General features: G+C 60.9%; 23 protein-coding genes. 7 read left to right on the top strand and 16 right to left on the bottom strand.

The features are described from left to right. The coding region (locus tag E0F99_RS31150; protein WP_423213179.1) for a hypothetical protein at positions 1-120 on the bottom strand (120 nt) is incomplete at its 3' end. A gap of 276 nt (positions 121-396) precedes the next feature. On the opposite strand from E0F99_RS31150, the gene E0F99_RS14640 reads away from it, so the two are divergent. The 3 genes from E0F99_RS14640 to E0F99_RS14625 all read left to right on the top strand — a co-directional run bounded on the left by E0F99_RS14640 (position 397) and on the right by E0F99_RS14625 (position 5055). Continuing rightward, positions 397-984 (top strand): UPF0149 family protein, encoded by a 588-nt coding sequence (locus E0F99_RS14640; RefSeq protein ID WP_083357466.1) that lies wholly within the window; start codon positions 397-399, stop codon positions 982-984. A 20-nt stretch (positions 985-1004) separates the two neighbouring features. After that, positions 1005-1388 (top strand): YbaN family protein, encoded by a 384-nt coding sequence (locus E0F99_RS14635; protein WP_162276185.1) that lies wholly within the window; start codon positions 1005-1007, stop codon positions 1386-1388. Between the two features lie 196 nt (positions 1389-1584). After that, positions 1585-5055, top strand: a complete 3471-nt coding sequence (locus E0F99_RS14625) for a hybrid sensor histidine kinase/response regulator (protein WP_083357464.1) — start codon at positions 1585-1587, stop codon at positions 5053-5055. A gap of 64 nt (positions 5056-5119) precedes the next feature. Here the strand turns inward: E0F99_RS14625 and E0F99_RS14620 are convergent, their stop codons facing one another. Both E0F99_RS14620 and E0F99_RS14615 read right to left on the bottom strand, forming a co-directional pair. Then, positions 5120-6598, bottom strand: a complete 1479-nt coding sequence (locus E0F99_RS14620; RefSeq protein ID WP_083357463.1) for a DNA recombination protein RmuC — start codon at positions 6596-6598, stop codon at positions 5120-5122. A gap of 61 nt (positions 6599-6659) precedes the next feature. After that, positions 6660-6983, bottom strand: a complete 324-nt coding sequence (locus tag E0F99_RS14615; RefSeq protein WP_025855837.1) for an SEL1-like repeat protein — start codon at positions 6981-6983, stop codon at positions 6660-6662. A gap of 457 nt (positions 6984-7440) precedes the next feature. Between E0F99_RS14615 and E0F99_RS14610 the strand changes: the two genes are divergently transcribed. The 4 genes from E0F99_RS14610 (at position 7441) to E0F99_RS14590 (ending at position 10627) form a co-directional block, all read left to right on the top strand. Continuing rightward, complete coding sequence (locus tag E0F99_RS14610) at positions 7441-7746, top strand: hypothetical protein (protein WP_083357462.1); 306 nt, start codon at positions 7441-7443, stop codon at positions 7744-7746. A 443-nt stretch (positions 7747-8189) separates the two neighbouring features. Then, positions 8190-8414, top strand: a complete 225-nt coding sequence (locus E0F99_RS14600) for a hypothetical protein (RefSeq protein ID WP_083357461.1) — start codon at positions 8190-8192, stop codon at positions 8412-8414. 279 nt (positions 8415-8693) lie between these two features. Further along, positions 8694-9176 (top strand): hypothetical protein, encoded by a 483-nt coding sequence (locus E0F99_RS14595; protein ID WP_083357460.1) that lies wholly within the window; start codon positions 8694-8696, stop codon positions 9174-9176. 146 nt (positions 9177-9322) lie between these two features. Then, the gene (locus tag E0F99_RS14590) at positions 9323-10627 is read left to right on the top strand and encodes an OmpP1/FadL family transporter (RefSeq protein WP_083357459.1); all 1305 of its coding nucleotides are present in this window, start codon (positions 9323-9325) and stop codon (positions 10625-10627) included. 64 nt (positions 10628-10691) lie between these two features. Here the strand turns inward: E0F99_RS14590 and E0F99_RS14585 are convergent, their stop codons facing one another. The 13 genes from E0F99_RS14585 to cobO all read right to left on the bottom strand — a co-directional run bounded on the left by E0F99_RS14585 (position 10692) and on the right by cobO (position 22553). Beyond that, on the bottom strand, positions 10692-11240 hold the full coding sequence (locus tag E0F99_RS14585) for a glutathione peroxidase (protein ID WP_083357458.1): 549 nt from the start codon (positions 11238-11240) through the stop codon (positions 10692-10694). Between the two features lie 151 nt (positions 11241-11391). After that, entirely contained in the window at positions 11392-12600 is a 1209-nt protein-coding gene (locus E0F99_RS14580; RefSeq protein ID WP_083357457.1) for an MFS transporter, read from the bottom strand. A gap of 52 nt (positions 12601-12652) precedes the next feature. Continuing rightward, positions 12653-13057 (bottom strand): MarR family winged helix-turn-helix transcriptional regulator, encoded by a 405-nt coding sequence (locus tag E0F99_RS14575; protein WP_083357456.1) that lies wholly within the window; start codon positions 13055-13057, stop codon positions 12653-12655. Positions 13058-13099: 42 nt separating this feature from the next. After that, positions 13100-13828 carry an adenosylcobinamide-GDP ribazoletransferase gene (locus tag E0F99_RS14570; RefSeq protein ID WP_083357455.1) on the bottom strand — a complete coding sequence of 243 codons (729 nt, stop codon included), beginning with the start codon at positions 13826-13828 and terminating at the stop codon, positions 13100-13102. Positions 13829-13830: 2 nt separating this feature from the next. After that, the gene (gene cobC / locus E0F99_RS14565) at positions 13831-14406 is read right to left on the bottom strand and encodes an alpha-ribazole phosphatase family protein (protein WP_083357454.1); all 576 of its coding nucleotides are present in this window, start codon (positions 14404-14406) and stop codon (positions 13831-13833) included. Next, positions 14403-15458 carry a nicotinate-nucleotide--dimethylbenzimidazole phosphoribosyltransferase gene (cobT, locus tag E0F99_RS14560; protein WP_083357453.1) on the bottom strand — a complete coding sequence of 352 codons (1056 nt, stop codon included), beginning with the start codon at positions 15456-15458 and terminating at the stop codon, positions 14403-14405. The genes cobC and cobT overlap by 4 nt, the downstream gene beginning before the upstream one ends. Next, a complete protein-coding gene (gene cobU, locus E0F99_RS14555; protein ID WP_083357452.1) occupies positions 15455-15976 on the bottom strand; it encodes a bifunctional adenosylcobinamide kinase/adenosylcobinamide-phosphate guanylyltransferase in 522 nt (173 codons plus the stop codon). The genes cobT and cobU overlap by 4 nt, the downstream gene beginning before the upstream one ends. 580 nt (positions 15977-16556) lie before the next feature. Then, positions 16557-18008: a cobyric acid synthase gene (locus E0F99_RS14545; protein ID WP_083357451.1), complete on the bottom strand. Its 1452-nt coding sequence runs from the start codon at positions 18006-18008 to the stop codon at positions 16557-16559. Further along, the gene (cobD, locus tag E0F99_RS14540; RefSeq protein WP_083357450.1) at positions 18005-18994 is read right to left on the bottom strand and encodes a threonine-phosphate decarboxylase CobD; all 990 of its coding nucleotides are present in this window, start codon (positions 18992-18994) and stop codon (positions 18005-18007) included. Before cobD ends, E0F99_RS14545 begins: the two co-directional genes overlap by 4 nt. Continuing rightward, a complete protein-coding gene (gene cbiB, locus E0F99_RS14535) occupies positions 18987-19895 on the bottom strand; it encodes an adenosylcobinamide-phosphate synthase CbiB (RefSeq protein ID WP_083357449.1) in 909 nt (302 codons plus the stop codon). Before cbiB ends, cobD begins: the two co-directional genes overlap by 8 nt. Continuing rightward, positions 19892-20542, bottom strand: coding sequence for a 5,6-dimethylbenzimidazole synthase (bluB, locus tag E0F99_RS14530; protein ID WP_083357448.1), 651 nt, complete (start codon positions 20540-20542; stop codon positions 19892-19894). Before bluB ends, cbiB begins: the two co-directional genes overlap by 4 nt. Continuing rightward, positions 20539-21945, bottom strand: a complete 1407-nt coding sequence (locus E0F99_RS14525) for a cobyrinic acid a,c-diamide synthase CobB (protein WP_083357447.1) — start codon at positions 21943-21945, stop codon at positions 20539-20541. Before E0F99_RS14525 ends, bluB begins: the two co-directional genes overlap by 4 nt. After that, positions 21942-22553, bottom strand: coding sequence for a cob(I)yrinic acid a,c-diamide adenosyltransferase (cobO, locus tag E0F99_RS14520; protein ID WP_083357446.1), 612 nt, complete (start codon positions 22551-22553; stop codon positions 21942-21944). Before cobO ends, E0F99_RS14525 begins: the two co-directional genes overlap by 4 nt. Positions 22554-22609 lie beyond the last annotated feature (56 nt).

The following is a 22609-nucleotide window of genomic DNA, read 5'->3' as shown; positions in this document are numbered from 1 at the left end:
AGGCATCACTACCAGGGCGTCGCCGCCATTGGCCACGCGATCATTGACCGCACCCTGGCGGCCACGAAAACGGTCGTAGCCGAAGATGTCCTTGAGGACGCGTTGAGCCTGCTCGAGCATGTAAAACTCCAAAAATGGTGCCGAAATCCCTCTGTACAGGCTGGCCGAAAAAACACGCTTTCACGGGAAATAATCCGTAAGCGAAGTTTTCGCGGGTTGGCGCTTAGCCTGCCGGGGCATCACAAAACGCGGCAGTATACCCGAGGGTTACTGCGCAAAGGGCGCGACTGACGAATAGCGGCCGCTATCTAAAACCCGGCAAATATGCCGTGTGGCTGGCCTGGGCGCTCAAGAAAGCCTAGAATTGCGCATCGTTTATTCCCAAGGTAGCCCGTAATGTCCTTCGCTGAGCAACTAACCCGCCTGCAAGCCTTCCTCGACGCCGATGAGCTGCATGACGAGGCGCTGGACTACGTGGCCGCCCACGGCTACCTGACCGCCCTGTCGATCTCGTCCGACATTGTGCCGGACCGTGAGTGGATCGACGCCTTGTTCGCCGAAGAACCGCATTACGCCGATGCCGCCCAGCGCGAAGAAATCGAATCCACCCTGCTGGCCCTCAAGGCTCACATCGGTCGCCAACTGGCATCCGATGAGGAGTTCGAGCTGCCATGCGACCTGGATCTGGGCGAAGAGCCGGACGACTCCGACCTGCGCGGCTGGTGCATCGGCTTCATGGAAGGTGTGTTCCTGCGCGAAGCCGCCTGGTTCGAAACCGCCGAGGAAGAAGTCAGCGAAATGCTGCTGCCGATCATGGTCGGTTCGGGCCTGTTCGACGACCAGCCGGAGTTTTCCGACATCGCCTCCGACGCCAATCTGATGGACGACATGATCGTACAGATCCCGGAAGCCCTGACCGCGCTGTACCTGCTGTGCAACGCACCAGACGAAAAACCGGCGATCCTCAAGCCACGTCACCACTGAGTCGTTTGCCCGTGACACCCATGGGCAACCGCTCTGCGCTCATGCGTTACGCACTGCTGGCCATCGGCTGGCTGAGCGTTGCGCTGGGGGTGATCGGCATTTTCCTACCGGTATTGCCGACCACACCCTTCCTGCTTCTCGCCGCCGCCTGCTTCGCTCGAAGCTCCCCGCGTTTCTACCACTGGCTGGTGGAACACCCACGCCTGGGCCCCTGGATCAAAGACTACCTAGACGGCAATGGCATTCCGCTCAAGGGCAAGGTTTATGCAATTGGCCTGATGTGGCTGAGCATTGGCGTCTCCTGCTACCTGGTGCCTTTGTTTTGGGCACGCGGGTTTATGCTGACCAGTGCGGTGCTGGTGACGATCTATATCTTGCGTCAGAAGACACTGCCACCGAGGTAGCCGTGGGAGCTGAATTCTGTGAGAGCTGGCTTGCCTGCGATCGCATCAACCGGGTGCCACGGATAGACCGAGCTGCCTGCAACGCGGGCAAGCCAGCGCCCACACGACCTTGGTCGACACTGACTAACCCCAAGCATCATGCGAGACTGTCCTACCGGGCCTGGAATGCCTGGGTGTTCTTCTGCTCGGAGTTACCATGACGCTGTCCAGCGGGCTGATCGCCGCCGTTGCCCTGGCCTATATGGCCATTATGTTTGCCATCGCCTTTTACGGTGACCGCCGCCACGCGCCGTTGCCGCCAAAGATGCGTGCCTGGGTGTACAGCCTGTCGCTGGCCGTCTATTGCACCAGCTGGACTTTCTTCGGCGCGGTAGGCCAGGCCGCCGAACAACTGTGGGCATTTTTACCGATCTATTTAGGACCGGTATTGCTGTTGGTGTTGGCTCCCTGGGTGCTGCAGAAGATGATTCTGATCAGCAAGCAGGAAAACATCACGTCCATCGCCGACTTTATCGCCGCGCGCTACGGCAAATCCCAGTCCCTGGCGGTGGTTGTCGCGCTGATCTGTCTGGTCGGCGTGCTGCCTTACATCGCCCTGCAACTCAAAGGCATCGTGCTGGGCGTAAACCTGCTGATCGGGTCTGGCCCTGACACCACCGGCACCCGCGCCCAGGACACCGCGCTTATCGTGTCGCTGGTGCTCGCGCTGTTCACCATTGTGTTCGGTACGCGCAACCTCGACGCCACTGAGCACCACCGTGGCATGGTGCTGGCGATTGCGTTTGAATCACTGGTCAAGCTGTTCGCCTTTTTGGCCGTCGGTGCGTTTGTGACCTACGGCCTTTACGACGGTTTCGGCGACCTGTTCAGCCAGGCGATGCTGGCGCCGCGCCTTGAGGAATACTGGAAAGAAACCATCAACTGGCCGTCGATGGTGGTGCAAACCGGTGTGGCGATGATGGCAATCATCTGCCTGCCCCGGCAGTTTCACGTCACCGTGGTGGAGAACATCGACCCGCAGGATTTGCGCCTCGCCAAGTGGGTGTTCCCGGCGTACTTGATCCTCGCCGCGCTGTTCGTCATTCCTATCGCGCTCGGCGGCAAAATGCTATTGCCTGCCTCGGTATTGCCAGACTCCTACGTCATCAGCCTGCCCATGGCACAGGCGCATCCTGCCCTCGCCGTGCTGGCATTTATCGGTGGCGCATCGGCGGCTACCGGCATGGTGATTGTCGCGAGTATTGCGCTGTCAACCATGGTCTCCAACGACATGTTGCTGCCGTGGCTGCTGCGTCGCTCCAGCGCCGAGCGGCCGTTCGAAGTGTTCCGCCATTGGATGCTGTCGGTACGCCGGGTCAGCATTGTGATCATCCTGCTGCTGGCCTATGTGAGTTATCGCCTGCTCGGCTCCACCGCGAGCCTGGCGACCATCGGCCAGATCGCTTTCGCCGCCGTGACTCAACTGGCCCCGGCGATGCTCGGTGCGCTTTACTGGAAACAGGCCAACCGGCGTGGCGTGTTTGCCGGATTGGCGGCGGGCACCTTTCTGTGGTTCTACACCTTGGTCCTTCCGGTGACGGCGAAAAGTCTCGGCTGGTCGTTCAGCCTTTTCCCTGGGTTGACGTGGATGCATTCGCACCCATTGGGTTTATCCGTCACCTCACTCACCTTGGGCACCGTGTTTTCCCTGGCGGGTAACTTCACGCTGTTTGTCTGGGTCTCGATGCTGTCGCGTACACGCGTTTCCGAGCATTGGCAGGCAGGGCGTTTTATCGGCCAGGAAATCAGCCAGCGCGCCAGCGCGCGCTCGATGCTGTCCGTGCAGATCAGCGACCTGCTCAGTCTCGCGGCGCGCTTTGTTGGCGAGGAACGCGCCCAACAGAGCTTTATCCGCTTCGCCTATCGCCAAGGCAAAGGTTTCAACCCCAACCAAAATGCCGATAACGATTGGATCGCCCACACCGAACGGCTATTGGCCGGTGTACTGGGCGCATCTTCGACACGCGCTGTCGTAAAAGCCGCGATTGAAGGGAGGGAAATGCAGCTGGAGGACGTCGTACGGATCGCCGACGAAGCGTCAGAAGTATTGCAGTTCAACCGCGCGTTGCTGCAAGGCGCCATTGAAAACATCACACAGGGCATCAGCGTGGTCGACCAGTCACTCAAGCTGGTGGCCTGGAACCGGCGATACCTGGAACTCTTCAACTACCCCGAAGGTTTGATCAGCGTAGGGCGACCGATTGCCGATATCATTCGCTACAACGCCGAGCGCGGCCTGTGCGGGCCGGGCGAAGCCGAGGTCCACGTGGCGCGACGCCTGCACTGGATGCGCCAGGGCCGCGCACACACATCCGAGCGCTTGTTTCCAAATGGACGCGTGATTGAGTTGATCGGCAACCCTATGCCCGGCGGCGGGTTTGTCATGAGCTTCACCGACATCACGGCATTCCGTGAAGCAGAACAAGCGCTGACCGAGGCCAACGAGGGCCTGGAGCAACGGGTCACCGAACGCACCCATGAACTGTCGCAACTCAATGTGGCACTCACCGACGCCAAAGGCGTGGCCGAATCCACCAGTCAGTCGAAGACACGTTTTTTGGCAGCGGTGAGCCATGACCTGATGCAACCGCTGAACGCGGCGCGGCTGTTTTCTGCCGCCCTCTCCCACCAGAACGAGGGCCTGTCCAGCGAAGCCCGGCAGTTGGTGCAGCACCTGGACAGCTCGCTGCGTTCCGCCGAAGACCTGATCAGCGACCTGCTGGATATCTCGCGCCTGGAAAACGGCAAGATCAACCCTCACCGCCAGCCCTTTGTGCTCAACGAACTGTTCGACACCCTGGGCGCCGAATTCAAGGCGCTGGCCCACGAGCAAGGTCTGCGTTTCCGCCTGCGCGGCAGCCGTTTGCGGGTAGACAGTGACATCAAGTTGCTGCGCCGGATCCTGCAGAATTTTCTCACCAATGCCTTCCGCTATGCCGACGGCCCAGTGCTACTTGGCGTACGCAGGCGCAAGGGTGAACTGTGCCTGGAAGTGTGGGACCGCGGCCCGGGCATTCCGTTGGATAAACAGCAGGTAATTTTCGAAGAGTTCAAGCGCCTCGACAGCCACCAGACCCGCGCCGAAAAAGGCCTGGGCCTGGGCCTCGCGATCGCCGACGGTCTATGTCGTGTGCTGGGCCATCGCTTAAGCGTGCGTTCGTGGCCGGGCAAAGGCAGCGTGTTCAGCGTGCGTGTGCCTTTAGCAGGTAACCAGGCCAGTTTGAAGGTCAAGCCGAAGCAGGACAATGGGCTGCCATTGAGCGGTGCACAGGTGCTGTGCGTGGACAATGAAGAAAGCATCCTGATCGGCATGCGCAGCCTGCTGACGCGCTGGGGCTGCGAGGTGTGGACCGCCACCGATCAGGCGCAATGCGCGCTGTTGCTGGCCGATGGCGTGCGCCCGCAATTGGCGCTGGTGGATTACCACCTGGACCACGGCGAGACGGGTACTGAGTTGATGGGCTGGCTGCGCGCGCAGTTGGCGGAGCCGATTCCCGGGGTGGTGATCAGCGCTGATGGCCGGCCGGAGATGGTGGCTGAGGTGCATGCGGCGGGGCTGGATTATTTGGCCAAACCGGTGAAGCCGGCGGCGTTGCGGGCGTTACTCAGCAGGCATTTGCCTTTATAAACAGGGAGTACTCGATTAAAAATTGTGGGCGGGGGCTTGCTCCCACCCACAATTTGGATCGTTTTTATTCAGGTAGGTGCGCGACACCGTCTGAATCGGTCATCGCCCGCTCAAGCAAATCCGCCGGCAGGCTTTTACTCGCACGCGCCCCCAGCAACCTTAATTGCTCGGTACGGCTGACCAGATTCCCGCGGCCATCTGTCAGCTTGTTTCGCGCTGCGCTGTAAGCCTTATCCAGCTGCTGCAAGCGGTTGCCTACTTCATCCAGGTCCTGGATAAACAACACAAACTTGTCATACAGCCAACCGGCGCGCTCGGCGATTTCCCGCGCGTTTTGGCTCTGGCGCTCCTGCTTCCACAGGCTATCGATAACGCGCAAGGTCGCCAGCAAGGTCGTGGGGCTGACGATGACGATATGGCGGTCGAACGCTTCCTGGAACAGGTTCGGCTCGGCCTGCAACGCGGCGGAAAACGCCGCTTCTATCGGTACGAACAACAGCACGAAATCCAGACTGTGCAAGCCTTCGAGGCGCTTGTAATCCTTACCGGCCAAACCTTTGACGTGATTGCGCAGCGACAACACGTGCTGCTTGAGCGCTGCCTGGCCAATCACGTCATCCTCTGCCCCTACGTATTGCTGATAGGCCGTAAGGCTGACCTTGGAGTCGACCACCACCTGCTTGTCGCCGGGCAACATGATCAACACGTCCGGCTGGAAGCGTTCGCCGTCCGGACCTTTGAGGCTGACCTGGGTCTGATACTCGCGCCCCTTCTCCAACCCGGCATGTTCCAGCACGCGCTCAAGGATCAATTCCCCCCAGTTCCCCTGGGTTTTCTGGCCCTTGAGCGCCCGCGTGAGGTTGGTGGCTTCGTCTGACAGGCGCAGGTTCAGTTGCTGCAGGCGCTCAAGCTCCTTGGCCAGGGAAAAGCGTTCGCGCGCTTCATTCTGGTAGCTTTCTTCCACGCGTTTCTCGAAGGACTGGATGCGTTCCTTGAGCGGGTCGAGCAACTGGCCGAGGCGCTCCTGGCTGGTTTCGGCAAAACGCTGTTCACGTTCATCGAAGATCTTCCCTGCAAGTTCGGCGAACTGCGCGCGTAACTCGTCCCGCGCGCCTTGCAGGTCGGCGAGGCGTTGTTGATGGCTTTCCTGTTGCTCACGCAGTTCGGCACGCAGTGAGGCCGACAGCGCGTCAAGGCGGCGCAGCTCAGTATCCTTGGCGCTGCGGTCGAGGTTCCAGGCGTGCGCAGCGTCGCGGGCGTTATCACGGTCGATCTGCAGCAGTTCGACTTCACGGCGCACGGCAGCCAGGTCAGCTTGTTTGGCGGCGTTGGCCTGGCTGAGGTCGCTGATCTCGTCGCGGCTGGCGTCGAGTTGCGCGGCCAGCCCTTCCTGGGCCAGTTGCGCGGTGGCCAAGCGCTCTTCCAGCAGTTCCCAGCCGGTCATACGCGCGCTCAGCCGCCGTTGAATCTGCCAGCACACGACCAATAAAGGCACCGCAGCGCCAGCCAGGCCCAAGGCAATACTGGTCCAGTCAAAAGCCATCGCCATTTCTGCCATCACCGAAAAAGAGCAAGGTTAACCAAGCATAGGGCTTGAGGACAGCTCAGTCTTCGACCTGCCCCAGTTCGCGCTGGGCACGGCGGTCGCCGGCACGGGCGGCCAGGCGCAACAGGTCATGGCCGATGCGGCGGTCACGGGCGTTGCCGCATTCGCGGCACATCAGTTGGCCCAAGCGGCTCTGCGCGGCGACCACGCCTTCGCGTGCGGGCTGCTTGAGCAAGCGCCCGGCAAAATGCTTGACGTTGGTGTTGTGCCCCAGCCGCGGGCTGTCGAGCAGCCACAAAGCGACTTTCAAGGAGAAACGCTTGGGTGCGGTAACAGTCTGAGGGGTGTCGGTAACAGAAGGTGATACTGAGCGAAACTTCATAAAGCACTGCGGGACAGAACGGAAGGCGCGCAACTCTACTCTTTTTTTCCTACAGGTAAAGCTGAAAAATCCGTGCACGCCCGTTCTAGAGCAAGCGCTTGGGACAATCCACAGAAGCTGTGGATAACTCAGTGGACAACCCGTCTTTAGCTCGCGCAAAGGCCCATGGAACGGGGGCCGCAGTCAAACTGACGATTTTTTCACCAATAAAAAAAAGCGATATTTTTCATTGACTTAAATTTTCATTGCAGGCAAATGGCGGCGCTTCCAGGGGGGTGACGGAGCGGTTACATACTTCGCAACTAATGTGCACAAGTACCCATCCACTGGTTATATCGCCGAGGTTTTTTGCTTCAGCGTGTACGAAAAATGTTACCGCAGGTCCAAAACTGGGGACTTTTCAAATTTGCCCCGTCTCGCCACACTGCCCTACCTCCACGTAACCTTGTAAGGCCTGATGAAAGGAATCCTCTTATTCGCCGTGTTGTTGCTGGCCATCTGCGCGACTTCACTTTGCATCAACGCGGCGCTGCCTTCTCCTGACGGTGCTCTGTTCGCCATCGCCATTCTGCTGTCGGCGGCCTTTACCGCAGTGAGCCTGTGCATTGAGTTGGGTGAAGGCCGGATCAATGACATGCGCGATGTAATGAAAGTGATCGAGACCGGCCGTTCCTGGCGCCTGTCGTTGGCGGCCTACGCCCTGGGCTGTTCACTGGCGGCGACGACCACGGTGCTGGTGTATCGAGGGTTGCTGGGCGGCTGACTGAAGTTTTTTGGTTAGGGCGCTTTCCTTTCGCGTTTCGATCCGTTACTATCCGCAGCGTTAGTACCAAGCTGAAAGTCAATTCTGGTCGAACAACTCCCCTGAACAACACGGGATCGACCACCTCGATGGTTTCCAGGTATTCCTTGCGACGACACTGCCTTTGAACAAGCAAAGGGTGTCGCGAAGTTTCAATACTCTGACCGAACCAGCCTGCAAATTGATCAGGATCTTCACCCCGGGCCCAGAACCTTTGCCCCTGTTGTGTTGCCTGCCCTCCTAAGTACCTACCTGCCAGCCCAAGCGCGCCTAACGTATTAGCGCTTCAAACTGGCTGCTTTGTTCCAGTCGGGTTCTTCGTTTGATCAATGGTGATCAACGTTACTGGAACGTTTTAACGTTGCACGGTTCTTAACCGTGTCATTTGTAGGAACACCAATAATATGCACGCTCAAATCCACACTCAGGATGCCATTCGCACCCTCACCAACGCTTTTGCACCAATGAACTGCCTGATCATGGCCGCTCGCAAAGGCTGCTTCAGCTTCACCCTGGTCAACGAACACGGCATCGCTCGTCACAGCGAACGCCTGTACCCCGATCAATACTCCAGCGCAGAGCCGCTGCAGGCCGTGATCGAGCGTACCCGCCAGGCATTGATTGCCTGATCGACCCGAGTCGCTGAAACACAAAAAACCCTGCTTAAAACGCAGGGTTTTTTATTGCCTGAAATTTGGTTTTGGAATACATGCACTAAGTTCGAATAGATATAAACGTTATAACTAAACGAAGAAGATGTTTTAAAAACAGCCCTTTACATCACAAATATGACACTACACTTCAACTCAAGCGGCCTGATCCGCTTGCGACGAGCCTGAGATCCGATTCACCGCTGCCAAGCCCCCCTTCTCAGGCATCGTCGACCACTTTCATGGATTGAGGCCTGTATGGGTATCGCCGCCAGCGAATTGTGTCGTTATGTGATCAGGCCGACGTTGATCTACCTCGGCCGCCATAACTCGACAGCTGAAGCCCTGTTGCTGGGCATTGCCGCCAGCCAGTCGGAACTTGGCTCCGCGCTGCATGACCGGCGCGGCCACGGCCTGTACAGCATCACCGAACCGCGTCATCGCGCCCTGTGGGACGACTACCTCGCACAAGACCCCGAGCGCGCCAGCCTGGTACGCGGCCTGGCCAGTCAGCATGCGTTCCTCAGCGCGCCCCAGCTGGAGCTGACGGTCAACCTGCGTTACGCCACTGCTGTTGCCTGGCTGCTGGTAGAACAACATCGCTCTGCACTGCCGCCAGCGGGTGACGTACTGGCCATGGCGCGTATCTGGAAAGAAATATTTCATCCTCAAGGTCGGCTACGGGACTTTACCCACGCCTGGCAAACCTGTGTTTCACCCATTAATCAGGTCACTTGCTGATCAGGCATTTTGCAAGATTCGGCTAAAAACATCGAATCTGGTCGGATTGTCCTACAAAACCGCTCTATCTCCTACATTACAGCCTATAGCGCTAAGTTAATTTTATTGATACTTTCCGCTGCGGTGATCACCACGGAGTTCTAATAATGAAAAAAGTAATGCTCAAGACCACACTTAGCCTCGCCGTTGCCATGGCATCCTCCCAACTGTTCGCAAGTGGCTTCGCCCTCAACGAACAAGATGTCGCCGGCATGGGTACGGGTTTCGCAGGCCGCTCTTCTTCTGCCGAAAACGCCAGCACTGTCTACGGCAACCCTGCCGGTATGGCTCGCCTTGAAGGCCAGCAAATCACCGGTGGCGTCGCCGCTATCGATGCTTCGACCGACATCAAAGACGCCAGCGGCCGCTCACGCGGCAGCAACAAAGGCGACATGGTGCCGTTCACCGCAGTGCCTTTTGGTTTCTACACCAACAAACTTAACGACCAGTGGGCAGTCGGCTTCGGTGTTTACGCACCGTTCGGCCTGAAGACTGACTACGAACGTGGCTTCCAAGGCCGCGCATTCGGCAACAAGAGTGAAGTGGCTGTTATCACCTTCCAGCCGACTGTGAGCTACGCCTTCAACGACAAGGTGTCGATCGGTTTTGGTCCGACCATTAACCGCATTTCCGGCACACTGGAGTCGCAACCAAGCCTCGCGGGGCTGCCGCTCCCAGGTCTGGCAGGCACCGGCGACAACAAAATCAAAGTCAAAGGCGACGACACCGCGCTCGGCTTCAACGCCGGTATCCTGGTGCAAGCCACCGACACCACCCGTGTCGGCCTGACTTACCACTCGAAAGTGAAATACAAGCTCGAAGGCCACACCGACGTTACGCCAGGCGCCGGCGTTCCTGGCGGTTACCTGCGTGCCAACCGCTACGACGCTTCGCTGAAAGTCGACACCCCTGAATCCTGGGACGCTTCGGTTACTCAAGACCTGAGCGATGCCTGGAAGGTTTACGGTGGTGCGACCTGGACGCGCTGGAGCCGCCTGAAAGACATTACCGTCAACAACGAAGGTGTGACGGCAACGACCGGTGGTGCACTCGCACCGCGGATCGTCAGCCAGATCCAAGAGCCGCAAAACTGGCACGACACTTGGGCCTACGCCCTGGGTACCTCGTACCAAGTGACCAAGCAAGTGGTCCTGCGTACCGGCTTGACCTTCGACCAGTCACCGACCAACAACACTGACCGTTCGCCGCGTATTCCTACCGGTGACCGGACTATCTTCAGTGTCGGCCTGGGCTACGCCGTGATGGATAACATGACCATCGACCTGGCTTACTCCTACCTCAAGGAAGAGCCGGTCAAGGTGAACAAGCAGAACGCGCTGGGTCAGACCTATGCGTCCAAGTACGAAAACAGCGCCAACGGTTTCGGCCTGGGCATGACGTACAAGTTCTGATTCAAACCGTATAAAAAAGCCCCGCTCTCCTGCAAAGGAGGCGGGGCTTTTTAGTCGGCGGTGATCAGGGTTTAGACGCAATAGCCTCTTCAACCGCCTTGATCAGCTCCGGGCTGTCCGGCTTGGTCAGGCTGGAGAAATTGGCGATCACCTTACCCTGGCGGTCCACCACGTACTTATAGAAATTCCACTTTGGCGCACTGGTCTCCTGCGCCAGGACCTTGAACAAGTGCACCGCATCCGGCCCCTTGACCTTCTGCGGCTCGGTCATGGTGAAGGTCACGCCGTAATTCACGTAACAGACCTTGGCAGTCTCTTCGCCGGTCTTGGCTTCCTGCTTGAAGTCATCAGACGGCACGCCGATCACTTCCAGCCCTTGTTCTTTATAGCGCTGAGACAACGCTTCGAGGCCTTTGAACTGCGGCGCGAAACCACAGAAGCTGGCGGTATTGACGATCAACAGAGGTTTGCCAGCAAAACGTTGGCACAGATCGATGGATTCCTTGGCCCGCAACTTGGGCAACTGCCCTTCCAGCAACGGCGGGCAATTGGCGGCCATGGCGAGACTGCCAATTACCATCAGGGCGGGTACTGCAAGCCAGCGCTTGTGCATGTCGCGGAGTCCTTAAACGTTTCCAGACCACAAACTTAACAGATCGACATACCCAGTTGCATCAACGCTAGCCCGCCGCGCTGCCAGCCCCACCAGGCCAGCAGCAACAGAACGACGAACGCCGTAAACATCAAACATCGCACCGTTACACTCATACCGCCTCCAGCTGCGTTTGCAAGCGCTGCACTGGCCGCTCGCGCACCGGCCAGTTCAGCGCCGCAGCCAGCAGACTCAAGAGAATCGCCACCTGCCAGATCACATCGTAGTTGCCGGTTCGGTCATAGACCACCCCGCCCAACCAGCCCCCAAGGAACGAGCCAAGCTGATGAAACAGGAACACAATCCCACCGAGCATTGACAGGTTTCGCACGCCAAACAGGGTCGCGACCGTGCCGTTGGTCAGCGGCACAGTGGACAGCCACAGAAAGCCCATCGCCATGCCGAACAGGTAGGCCGTGACTTCGGTCACCGGTGCCCACAGGAACAGCACGATCACCACCGCTCGCAGCACATACAGACCGGTGAGCAAACGCGGTTTGGACATGCGCCCGCCAAGCCAGCCGGCGGTGTAGGTACCAAACACGTTAAACAAGCCGATCAAAGCCAGCACCGTAGTACCCGTCGTGGCCGGTAGGTGCTGATCGACCAAGTACGCAGGCAAATGCACGCCAATAAACACGACTTGGAAACCGCAGACAAAAAAGCCGAACGCGAGCAGCCAGAAACCGGAGTGGGAGCAGGCCTCCTTCAACGCATCGCGCAGCGTTTGCTGACCGACCATGACCGGCAGCGGCTTGTCCTTGAGCATCGCCACCAACGGCAGGATCAGCGCCACCATCAGGCCCAACGCCAGCAACGCAGTCGACCAACCCAGCCAGCCGATCAGGCCCAAGGTGCCAGGCACCATGGCGAACTGGCCGAAAGAACCTGCGGCACTGGCAATGCCCATAGCCATGCTGCGTTTTTCCGGCGGTACCGCGCGCCCGACGACACCCAGAATGACCGAGAACGAAGTGCCCGACAGCCCGATCCCAATCAGCAAGCCCGCACTTAGCGACAGTGACCACGCCGAATCGGACATGCCCATCAACACCAGGCCCACGGCGTACAGCACGCCGCCGACAAATACTGCTTTGGTGGCGCCAAAACGGTCGGCCAAGGCGCCGGTAAACGGCTGGGCCAGGCCCCAGATCAGGTTTTGCAGGGCAATGGCGAAGGCAAAGGTCTCACGGCCCCAGCCGAATTCCGTGCTCATCGGCGCCAGGAACAGGCCAAAGCCATGCCGCACACCCAAGGACAACGCCAGGATCAGCGCACTCCCCACAAGAACCCAGCCACTGGTGCGCCACATCGAGGTCATTCTTATTCTCCGTCGCGGGTATATACCCGCTTGTATTCGAGCAAATTCGCGCTCAGGCGAGTTCGTCCAGCAAGGCCAACAAGGTTTCGCGCTTTTCGGCGCCTAACTGATCAATCAATTTCTGCTGCGCCGCTTCCCATGCCGGCAATGCGGCGGCCAGACGTTGCTCGCCGGCGACGGTCAACACCACCAGGCGGTTGCGCAAGTCATCACCCTCGACCAACTGCACCAGGCCTTCGCCTTCCAATACCCGCAGGTTACGCCCCAAGGTACTACGATCCAGGCCCATGGCTTCAGCCAGGCTGGAAATGCTCGGTTGATCCAAACGTTGCAAGTTACACAGCAAAGAATACTGGGCGACGTTGATCCCGAAGCCGTCGAGAGCGCCGTCGTAGTGCCTGCTGACGCCACGGGCGGCACGTCGCAGGTTGGTGCATAAACATTGGGAGGCAAGCATGGAAGGTGTATATACCCGCGATTATGGAAATGCAAGAAAGTGTTACAACGCCAAGCCGACCAACACCGCGACTTCCAGCAGCTCCAACAGTGCGCCGGCCGTGTCTCCAGTGGTGCCGCCAAGGCGGTTGATCATCAACTGGCGCAGGCCGACAAAGCCCAGCGCAGCGAGTAAAACAGCGATTCCGCCGCTGAAACCACCGATCAGCAGGCAGGCCAGGCCACTGAGGATCAGCACCTGTTGGCCGACGATCCTCGGCAGATGATCCGACAACGCCTGCCCCAATCCGCCTGCACGCACATAGCGTGTCGTGAGGAACAGCGCCAACATCGCAGCACGCCCGATCAGCGGCGCCAGGATCAGCGCCGTACTGTTGTGTTGCTCGATCAAGGCCACCAATGCGGTGAACTTAAGCAGCAACACCAAGCCCAGCGTGACCACGGCAATCGGCCCGCTGCGCGGGTCTTTCATGATGCTCAGCGTACGTTCGCGGTCGCCAAACCCACCGAGCCAGGCGTCAGCGCTGTCCGCCAGGCCGTCCAGGTGCAGACCACCGCTGAGTAACACCCAGGCCGTCAGCAACAGCGCTGCATGCAGCAATAATGGTGCCCCCATCAACGCCGTATTCAGGGCCCACAACAGCACCCCAAACAACAACCCGACCACAGGGTAAAACAGCAACGAACGCCCCAACTCCTGGGGCTGTGGCATGCCCGGCAAACGAATGGGCAGGCTGCTGAGAAATTGCAGGGCGATCCAGAACGCCAGCATCGTCAGATTCCTTCCTTCAACACACCATCGGCCACCACCTGCAGGCGGAACAGCCCGCCGTGGCCGACTTCGACATTCAGCAACTGCTCGCGCGGCAAGCCACGCGCCTGCGCCAGCAGCAGGCGCATGACGCCACCGTGGCTGATCAGCAACACACGCTCACCGGCGTACGCCCGATACAAACGTGAGACGGCGCCGAGAACACGATCAGAAAAGTCGCTGACGCGCTCGCCCTCTGGCGGTGTGAAACGGTAGGGGTCAGCCCAGAACAGGCCCAGGCCTTCGGCGTCGGCCTCCATCAGCGCTGCTGCGCTCTGCCCTTCCCAAGCGCCGAAGTGCAGCTCCTGCAGATCCTTTTCCAGACTCACCGGCAGATTGAGCCGCGCGCCCAACTCATGAGCGAACAGTGCACAACGTTGCAGCGGCGAACTGATCAACCGATCCCACGGCCCCTGCTCCGCCACGGCGGCGCGCATTTGCTCCCAGCCCTTGGCGGTCAATGCGTCGTCCAGGCTGCCGCGCAGGCCACCGCCCAGCTCGGTTTCACCGTGGCGCAACAGGTCCAGGTGCAAGGTCATGCCGGGCGGTCTGCCACGGCGGCTTCGGCGAAGGTCGCCATCTGCCCGTGCACTGCGCACGCAAGGCGCAACAACGGCACCGCCAGCGCTGCACCGCTGCCCTCACCCAGGCGCAGGCCCAATTCCAGCAACGGTTGCGCCTCAAGGCTTTGCAACACATGCCGATGACCTGGCTCAGCACCGCGATGGCCGAACACCAGCCACTCACGGCACGCCGGATTCAGGCGGGCGGCAACCAACGCCGCGACCGTGCAGATGAATCCATCCACCAACACTACAATGCCTTCCTGGGCGCAGGCCAAGTAAGCACCGACCAGCGCGGCAATTTCAAACCCGCCGAGGTTGAACAGGGTCTGCACCGCGTCGCCACGCTGCCCGGCATGCAACGCCAATGCGCGCTCAATAACGGCCACCTTGTGACTGACGCCCTGGGCATTTAAACCGGTGCCCGGACCCGTCAGGTCGCTCACCTGGCAATCGAGCAACGCGCAGGCCAAGGCGCTGGCGGCGGTGGTATTGCCGATGCCCATCTCACCGCCGATATACAGCTGCGCGCCGCTCGCCAAGGCACGGCGCGCGCTGTCGCGGCCGGCGTGCAGGGCCAATCGACCCTGAGCCTCAGTCATCGCCGGGCCGTTGACGAAATTGGCCGTGCCCGCGCCGATGTTCAGGTGACGCACACCCGGCAGGTTCAGCGACGGCGTTACTGTCCCGAGATCGACCACTTCCAGCTGCGCATCCAACTGCCGCGCCAATACGCTGATGGCCGCGCCGCCGCTGACAAAGTTGTGCAGCATCTGCCCGGTCACTTCCTGGGGAAACGCCGACACGCCTTCTGCGACCACGCCATGATCACCGGCGAAAATCGCGATCCACACATGATCCACCAACGGCTTGACCTGGCCCTGCAAGCCGGCCAACTGCACCGCCACGGCCTCCAGCTGGCCGAGAGAACCGGCCGGCTTGGTCAGTTGCTGCTGGCGAGCCAGCGCGTGGTCATGCGCCGAAGCGTCAATGGCCTTACAGGGGTTGAGCCACCAAGTGTCAGTCATAACGCAGTACCTTTCAAAGTCAGGGGCAGGCCGGCGACGGTCAGGACAACACGCTGACAGCGCTCAGCCAAGGCTTGATGTAGCCAACCGGCTTCATCCACATAGCGGCGAGTCAATTCGCCCAGCGGCACGACACCCAGACCGGTCTCGTTGCTGACAAAAATGATTTCACCAGGCAATGAAGCCAGGGTTTGCAGCAGTTGGTCACGCTCGAGCGCCAAGCGCGCCGGGTCTTCGAGCATCAGCAGATTGGTCAGCCACATGGTCAGGCAATCCACCAGCAGGCAGCACTCGGCGGCGGCGTTTTCACGCAGAACGCGCGCCAATTCGATGGGTTCCTCGATCAAGCCCCAGTGATCAGGGCGACGCTGACGATGCAACGCGACGCGCTCGTTCATCTCACCGTCCAGCGGCTGGCTGGTGGCGATATAGGTAACGGGCAAAGCGCTCTCACTGGCGAGCTTTTCGGCGAGACGGCTCTTACCGGAACGGGCACCGCCGAGGATCAACTGATACATGGGAAGGCACCTTTATTGGCCGGCCGGTAGCTTGAAGTGGGCACCGTCAAATGTGGGAGCGGTGCATCAGTTGAATAGTGGCTGGCTGGCAGGCCGCCATCGCAGGCAAGCCAGCTCCCACAGAAAAGCAGATCTGCTTTTGATCTGGCCTTTGATCTGGCTGTTGATCTGGCTTTTGACTTTGATCTCAGTCGCCCCGTTAAACCACGCTGGCCGAACGCAGGCTTGAATCCGTGGGTAACCCGGCAGGACGCCGGGTTAGCCGCGCTGGGCCAAGGATGGCCCATCGCGGCGGCCCACGGATTCAAGCCTGCGTTCGGGCACACCGAGCCTAGGCGAGGTGCCGAGTGGTGGGGCGAAGACCTTTTGGTTACTTTTGGGTCTTTCCAAAAGTGACCCGCTGTAAGAGCGGAACCATAGGTCGCCGTTACCAAAGAAATGGATATGTACACCGACCCACCGCCTTCGCGAGCAAGCCCGCTCCCACATTTAGGGTGCGGTGCATCAGTTGAATAGTGGCTGGCTGGCCGGGCGCCATCGCGGGCAAGCCCGCTCCCACCTAAAGTCCGTGTGTACACCGTCAAATCCCGCACAGCTTACGCAATAAGCCGGTATCCAGATGGTTCTCCACCAAGTCCGCCAACCGCTCAATATCACGCTCGCGCAAAGCGTGGTAATCCACTTCCTGCACAGACGCCAAACCAGCCCAGCGCAATAACGCGCTGCAAGCGGCCGGCGTCTCGAACACCCCATGCAGATAGGTGCCAAGAATCTGCCCGTCTTCACTCTGCGCACCATCACTACGGCCATCATCCAACAGCACAGCAGCACGCGACAAGCCACTGCCCGAGGTCACACCCGCATGGATCTCATAGCCACTGACCTGAGCATCCTCCAGCAACAACCGCCCACGCACATTGCGCAACTGCTTCTCTTCCTCCAGCGTCGTACTGAACGCCAGCAGGCCCAGGCCTTCACTCGACCCGGCCGCACCTTCCAGGCCGAGCGGGTCATGCATCTGCTCACCGAGCATCTGCAACCCGCCACAAATCCCCAGCACCTTGCCGCCATAACGTAAGTGCCGCGCCACGGCCGTGTCCCAACCACTGGCACGCAAATACGCCAAATCGCTGCGTACGCTTTTCGAGCCCGGCAGGATAATCAGGTCAGCCGCCGGAATCGGCTGGCCCGGACCGATAAACTGTAAATCCACCTGTGGATGCAAACGCAACGGATCAAAATCCGTGTGGTTGCTGATACGCGGCAACACCGGCACCACCACCTTGAGCACCTGCGCGGCCTTGTCGATCTGGCGCTGGTCGATGCCGTCTTCGGCTTCCAGATGCAAGTCCATGACGTAAGGCAACACGCCCACCACCGGCTTGCCGGTGCGCGCCTCCAGCCAATCCAACCCTGGCTGCAACAGCGCAATATCGCCGCGAAAGCGGTTGATGATGAAGCCCTTGACGCGTGCCTGCTCGGTCGGCGACAGCAATTCCAGGGTGCCGACCAGGTGCGCGAACACGCCGCCGCGATTGATATCGGCGATCAACAGTACCGGACAATCCACGGCTTCGGCGAAGCCCATATTGGCGATGTCATTGGCACGCAGGTTGATCTCCGCCGGGGAGCCTGCGCCCTCCACCATCACCACCGCGTAAGCGTCGCGTAACCGCGCGTGGGAGGCCAGCACCGCCTGCATCGCTATCGCTTTGTAGTCGTGATAGGCCACGGCGTTCATGCTGGTCACCGCACGGCCGTGAATGATCACCTGGGAACCCGTGTCACTGTTGGGCTTGAGCAGTACCGGGTTCATGTCGGTGTGTGGCGCCAGGTTGGCGGCCTGGGCCTGCACTGCCTGGGCGCGGCCGATTTCGCCGCCTTCGGCGGTGACGGCGCTGTTGAGTGCCATGTTCTGGGGTTTGAACGGCGCCACGGCCACACCCTGGCGTACCAGCCAGCGGCACAGCGCGGTCACCAAGGTACTTTTACCGGCGTCGGAGGTGGTGCCTTGCACCATCAACGTACTCATGCGACGTCCTTGTAAGCGGCCAAGGCCTGATCAAGTCGCAACCAATGCGCCTCAGTGTCAGGCAGACCGAAACGCAGGCTGCTGTTGTGGACGAACAGGCGCAACAAGATGCCGCGCTGAGCCATGAACTCGTGTAGGCGTTCGGCGTGGGGCGTGATCAGCCACTGGAACAACGCGCAGCCGCCGTGGGGTTGGAACCCGCGGCGTTCAAGCAGTGCAAACAAGCGCTGGCCGGCTTCGATGCAGCGCCTGCGCTGCTGGACATGCCCGGCCGTATCACGCAGGCACACTTGGCCAAGCACCCGCGTCGGCCCACTGACCGCCCAAGGGCCGAGCTGTTCGGCGAGCAACTTGAGCAGCTTGCGTTCGGCCAGCACAAAACCCAAGCGCACACCGGCCAGGCCGAAGAATTTGCCGAACGAGCGCAGCACAATCAGGCCGACTTGATGGGTCTGGCTGGCCAGGCTCAACTGCGGGGTCACGTCCATAAACGCTTCGTCCACCACCAGCCAGCCGCCGCGCTGGGCCAGCCGCGAGTGCCATTCCAGCAGGCGCTGCGGCGGCAGGCTCAGGCCGGTGGGGTTATTGGGGTTGACCACCACCAGCACGTCGAGGCCGTCGAGAAAGAAGTCGACTTCTTGCTCCTGCACTTCGCGCACCACGTAACCGGCGCGGCGCCAGGCTTCGGCATGCTCGGCATAACACGGCGACAGCACCCCGACCTTGCCGGAGCGACGCAGGCGCGGCAGCAGCTGGATCGCCGCCTGCGAACCCGCCACCGGCAACACATGGGCGGCGCTGTAATACTCGCAGGCGGCCTTTTCCAAGCCGTCATCGGTTTCCGGCAATCGCGCCCAGGCCCGCAACGGGATCTCAGGGATTGCCCACGGCCAGGGCGCCAGGCCGCTGGACAGGTCGAGCCAGTCAGCCTCGGCAATCCCGTACTGAATCACTGCCTTACGCAGCCGCCCACCATGCTCAAGCATAGAATTGCGCCCCCGCGCAGAGGATCAACAACCACAACCAGACGCCGCGCTGCACCAGTTGCCAGCCGCGGTCGATGGAATCGGCGTCAGCCGCCGGGCCTTCGCCCAGTTGCGGGCGCTGATGCAGCTCACCGTGATAAACCGCCGCGCCGCCCAGTTCCACCCCCAATGCGCCAGCACCGGCGGCCATCACTGGCCCGGCGTTGGGGCTGTCCCAGGTCGGGCCCTGGCTGCGCCAGCATTTGAGCGCCAGGCGGGTTTTGCCGAGCACGGCGTAGGTCAACGCCACCAGGCGTGCAGGAATATAGTTGAGCACATCGTCGATCTTCGCTGCCGCCCAGCCGAAACGCTCAAAGCGCTCGTTGCGGTAGCCCCACATCGCATCGAGGGTGTTGCTCAGGCGATAAAGCACCACGCCCGGCACACCGGCAACGACAAACCAGAACAGCGCGGCGAACACCGCGTCACTGCCGTTTTCCAGGACCGACTCGGTCGCGGCGCGCGCGACTTCGGTGCTGTCCAGTTCGCTGGTCTGGCGGCTGACCAGGTAACTCACGCGTTTGCGCGCCTCATCCAGGTCATCACTGCGCAACGCCTGGGCGACCGGGATGACGTGTTCGCCAAGGCTGCGCATGCCCAGCGCCAGGTACAGCGCCACTATCTCCAGGACCCAGCCGATATACGGCGCCCACGACAACGCGGTGGCCAGCAAGGTCAGCGGCACCACCGCGACAAACCACGCGGTCACGCCGTGGCTGCGCCAGCCGCGGCCACCGCTGTTGAAACGTTGCTCGATGCGTCCGGCGAAGTTGCCGAACGCCACCAGCGGATGCCAGCGCCTGGGCTCGCCCAGCAGCGCATCCAGCGCCACGGCAGCGACACACAGCAAGGCCACACTCATTGACTCACTCCCCACACATTCTCATACAACATGTCACTCAGCGGCCGCGGCTCGGCCCAGCCTTCGAGCTGCAACATCGGTGCCGGGTAGAACTCGGCGACCGGGCCCAGGCACAACACCGCAAGGGGTTTGGCGCCAGGCGGCAAGCCGAGCAGATCGGCCAATGCTTGCGGTTCGAACAACGAGACCCACCCCATCCCCAGGCCTTCGACGCGAGCCGCCAGCCACAGATTCTGGATCGCACAAGACAACGACGCCATGTCCATTTCCGGCAAGGTGCGGCGGCCAAAGATATGGCGTTCGCGATCATCCATGAGTGCTGCCACCAGTACCTCGGCGCAGTCGTGGATGCCTTCAACCTTGAGCTTCATGAACTCATCGGAGCGCTCGCCCAGCGCCTCGGCGGTGCGCACGCGCTCTTCTTCCACCAGTTGCTGAATCTGCCCGCGCAATGGGCGTTCGCTGATGCGGATAAACCGCCAAGGCTGCATCAAGCCGACGCTGGGCGCCTGGTGCGCGGCCTGGAGCAGGCGGTGCAGTAAGTCGGGGGCCACGCTGCCACCTGTGAAGTGGCGCATGTCGCGGCGTTCGGCGATGGCGCGGTAGACGGCGTCGCGGTCGGCTTGGGGGAAGGCGTTGTCAGTCATGACCCTATCGCGGGCAAGCCCGCTCCCACATTAGATTGCGTGTCAACTCGGTCAATCGTGGGAGCTGGCTTGTCGGGTCGCTCCATCGCTGCGATAGCGATCTTCAGGTCTGGCGCAAACAGTGCAGCCACCGCAGCCGGATTGGAGGGAAAGTAAAAGTGCACGTAGGAAGCCGTCATCCGCCCCTGTCGGTAAACCGCCTCAGCACCGCGCCCGCCGTTCGGGCTCAGGCCACGGGCAATTGGTTGCCACTCGGTACTGGTCAGGGAATGGTGATAGGTGTGACCGCGCAGCTCACCTTCGGGCAACTCGACGCTTTGCAGGGCCAGGGCTGCGAGCTTCTTTTGCATCACCGCATCCCCTTGCAGCAGGCCGACCAGTTCGGCACGGGTGCCGTCGACATCGGTCAGCGAGTCCAGCAGGTAGAGCATGCCGCCACATTCGGCGAGCATGGGTTTACCGGCGGCGTGATGGGCGCGGATCGCGTCGAGCATCGGGGTGTTTTCCGACAGCGCCTGGTGGTGCAGTTCCGGGTAACCACCGGGCAAATACAGGCTGTCGGCGTCAGGTAATTCGCTATCGTGAATCGGCGAGAAGAAGCACAACTCGGCGCCCATCGCCCGCAGCAGGTCGAGGCTGGCGCCATAGGTGAAGGCAAAGGCTTCGTCACGGGCCACGGCGATGCGCACACCGGCCAGCAACGGTTCAGCCTCGACCACTTCGGGCGCGGCGAAGGTCACCGGCGGCGGCAAGGCGACTTCGCAACTGCTGCCCAAGGCTTGGGCAGCGGCGTCCAGGCGCACGTCGAGGTCATTCAATTCGCTGGCTTGCACCAGGCCCAAGTGACGGCTGGGCAATTCGATCCCGGTTTCACGCGACAACGCACCATACCAACGCAGGCCTTCGGTGAGGCTGCCTTCGAGCAATTGCGCATGGCGCAGGGTGCCGACACGGTTGGCCAGCACGCCGGCGAAGGGCAGGTCCGGCTGATAACGCGCCAGGCCCAAGGCCAGCGCACCGAAGGTCTGGGCCATGGCGGTGCCGTCGATCACGCCGAGCACCGGCACGCCAAAGTGCCGCGCCAGGTCGGCGCTGGAGGGCGTGCCATCGAACAGGCCCATCACGCCTTCAATCAGGATCAGGTCAGCCTCGCCCGCCGCTTCCCACAGCAAACGGCGACTTTCCTGCTCGCCGACCATCCACATGTCCAACTGATACACCGGCGCACCGCTGGCGCGCTCGTGAATCATCGGGTCGAGAAAGTCCGGCCCGCATTTGAACACACGCACCTTGCGCCCCAAGTTACGGTGCAAACGGGCAAGCGCAGCGGTGACGGTGGTTTTGCCCTGGCCAGACGCCGGTGCGGCGATCAGGACGGCCGGGCAATGACGGGGCTGATTCAAAGTTCGACGCCCTTCTGTGCCTTGATACCGGCCTGGAACGCGTGCTTGAGCATGCCCATTTCGGTGACGGTGTCGCCCATTTCGATCAGCTCAGGCTTGGCGCCACGGCCGGTGACCAACACGTGCTGCATCGGCGGGCGGGCTTGCAGGTCGCTGAGCACTTGGTCCAGATCAAGGTAGCCGTGCTTGAGGGCGATGTTCAGTTCATCCAGCACCACAAGGCCGATGGACGGGTCTTGCAACAGTTCGCGGGACACCGCCCACGCGGCTTCGGCGGCGGCGATGTCGCGCTGGCGGTCCTGGGTTTCCCAGGTGAAGCCTTCGCCCATCACGTGAAAGCGCACTTGCTCGGGGAAGCGGCGGAAGAACAGTTCCTCACCGGTGCTGTGGCGCCCCTTGATGAACTGCACCACGCCGCACTGCATGCCGTGGCCCATGGCGCGGGCGAGCATGCCAAACGCCGAGCTGCTCTTGCCTTTGCCGTTGCCGGTCAATACCAGCAGCAAGCCGCATTCGTTCGGGGAATTGGCGATGCGTTCATCGATCACGGCTTTTTTGCGCAGCATGCGCGCCAGGTGGCGTTCGTCGCGGTCGGGGGAATCGGTCATGACAGCTCTCCGTTGGGGCTGGACAAAAAACGGCGGGCAGGAAAATAGACAAACAG

The organism is Pseudomonas antarctica, from assembly GCF_900624995.1.
Classification (GTDB): Bacteria; Pseudomonadota; Gammaproteobacteria; order Pseudomonadales; family Pseudomonadaceae; genus Aquipseudomonas; species Aquipseudomonas antarctica.
The sequence above is the reverse complement of the archived record's forward strand: the minus strand, read 5'-3'. Positions and strand labels throughout refer to the sequence as shown.

What these genes read in the sequence shown, in the direction of transcription:
- cobT (WP_083357453.1), bottom strand. Translation starts at nt 15,458, where the DNA reads ATGACTGACACTTGGTGGCTCAACCCCTGTAAGGCCATTGACGCTTCG.
- cobD (WP_083357450.1), bottom strand. Translation starts at nt 18,994, where the DNA reads ATGCTTGAGCATGGTGGGCGGCTGCGTAAGGCAGTGATTCAGTACGGG.
- cobO (WP_083357446.1), bottom strand. Translation starts at nt 22,553, where the DNA reads ATGACCGATTCCCCCGACCGCGACGAACGCCACCTGGCGCGCATGCTG.
- cobU (WP_083357452.1), bottom strand. Translation starts at nt 15,976, where the DNA reads ATGTATCAGTTGATCCTCGGCGGTGCCCGTTCCGGTAAGAGCCGTCTC.
- E0F99_RS14580 (WP_083357457.1), bottom strand. Translation starts at nt 12,600, where the DNA reads ATGACCTCGATGTGGCGCACCAGTGGCTGGGTTCTTGTGGGGAGTGCG.
- bluB (WP_083357448.1), bottom strand. Translation starts at nt 20,542, where the DNA reads ATGACTGACAACGCCTTCCCCCAAGCCGACCGCGACGCCGTCTACCGC.
- E0F99_RS14585 (WP_083357458.1), bottom strand. Translation starts at nt 11,240, where the DNA reads ATGCACAAGCGCTGGCTTGCAGTACCCGCCCTGATGGTAATTGGCAGT.
- E0F99_RS14610 (WP_083357462.1), top strand. Translation starts at nt 7,441, where the DNA reads ATGAAAGGAATCCTCTTATTCGCCGTGTTGTTGCTGGCCATCTGCGCG.
- cobC (WP_083357454.1), bottom strand. Translation starts at nt 14,406, where the DNA reads ATGACCTTGCACCTGGACCTGTTGCGCCACGGTGAAACCGAGCTGGGC.
- E0F99_RS14575 (WP_083357456.1), bottom strand. Translation starts at nt 13,057, where the DNA reads ATGCTTGCCTCCCAATGTTTATGCACCAACCTGCGACGTGCCGCCCGT.
- E0F99_RS14615 (WP_025855837.1), bottom strand. Translation starts at nt 6,983, where the DNA reads ATGAAGTTTCGCTCAGTATCACCTTCTGTTACCGACACCCCTCAGACT.
- E0F99_RS14635 (WP_162276185.1), top strand. Translation starts at nt 1,005, where the DNA reads ATGGGCAACCGCTCTGCGCTCATGCGTTACGCACTGCTGGCCATCGGC.
- cbiB (WP_083357449.1), bottom strand. Translation starts at nt 19,895, where the DNA reads ATGAGTGTGGCCTTGCTGTGTGTCGCTGCCGTGGCGCTGGATGCGCTG.
- E0F99_RS14600 (WP_083357461.1), top strand. Translation starts at nt 8,190, where the DNA reads ATGCACGCTCAAATCCACACTCAGGATGCCATTCGCACCCTCACCAAC.
- E0F99_RS14545 (WP_083357451.1), bottom strand. Translation starts at nt 18,008, where the DNA reads ATGAGTACGTTGATGGTGCAAGGCACCACCTCCGACGCCGGTAAAAGT.
- E0F99_RS14625 (WP_083357464.1), top strand. Translation starts at nt 1,585, where the DNA reads ATGACGCTGTCCAGCGGGCTGATCGCCGCCGTTGCCCTGGCCTATATG.
- E0F99_RS14640 (WP_083357466.1), top strand. Translation starts at nt 397, where the DNA reads ATGTCCTTCGCTGAGCAACTAACCCGCCTGCAAGCCTTCCTCGACGCC.
- E0F99_RS14595 (WP_083357460.1), top strand. Translation starts at nt 8,694, where the DNA reads ATGGGTATCGCCGCCAGCGAATTGTGTCGTTATGTGATCAGGCCGACG.
- E0F99_RS14570 (WP_083357455.1), bottom strand. Translation starts at nt 13,828, where the DNA reads ATGCTGGCGTTCTGGATCGCCCTGCAATTTCTCAGCAGCCTGCCCATT.
- E0F99_RS14590 (WP_083357459.1), top strand. Translation starts at nt 9,323, where the DNA reads ATGAAAAAAGTAATGCTCAAGACCACACTTAGCCTCGCCGTTGCCATG.
- E0F99_RS14620 (WP_083357463.1), bottom strand. Translation starts at nt 6,598, where the DNA reads ATGGCTTTTGACTGGACCAGTATTGCCTTGGGCCTGGCTGGCGCTGCG.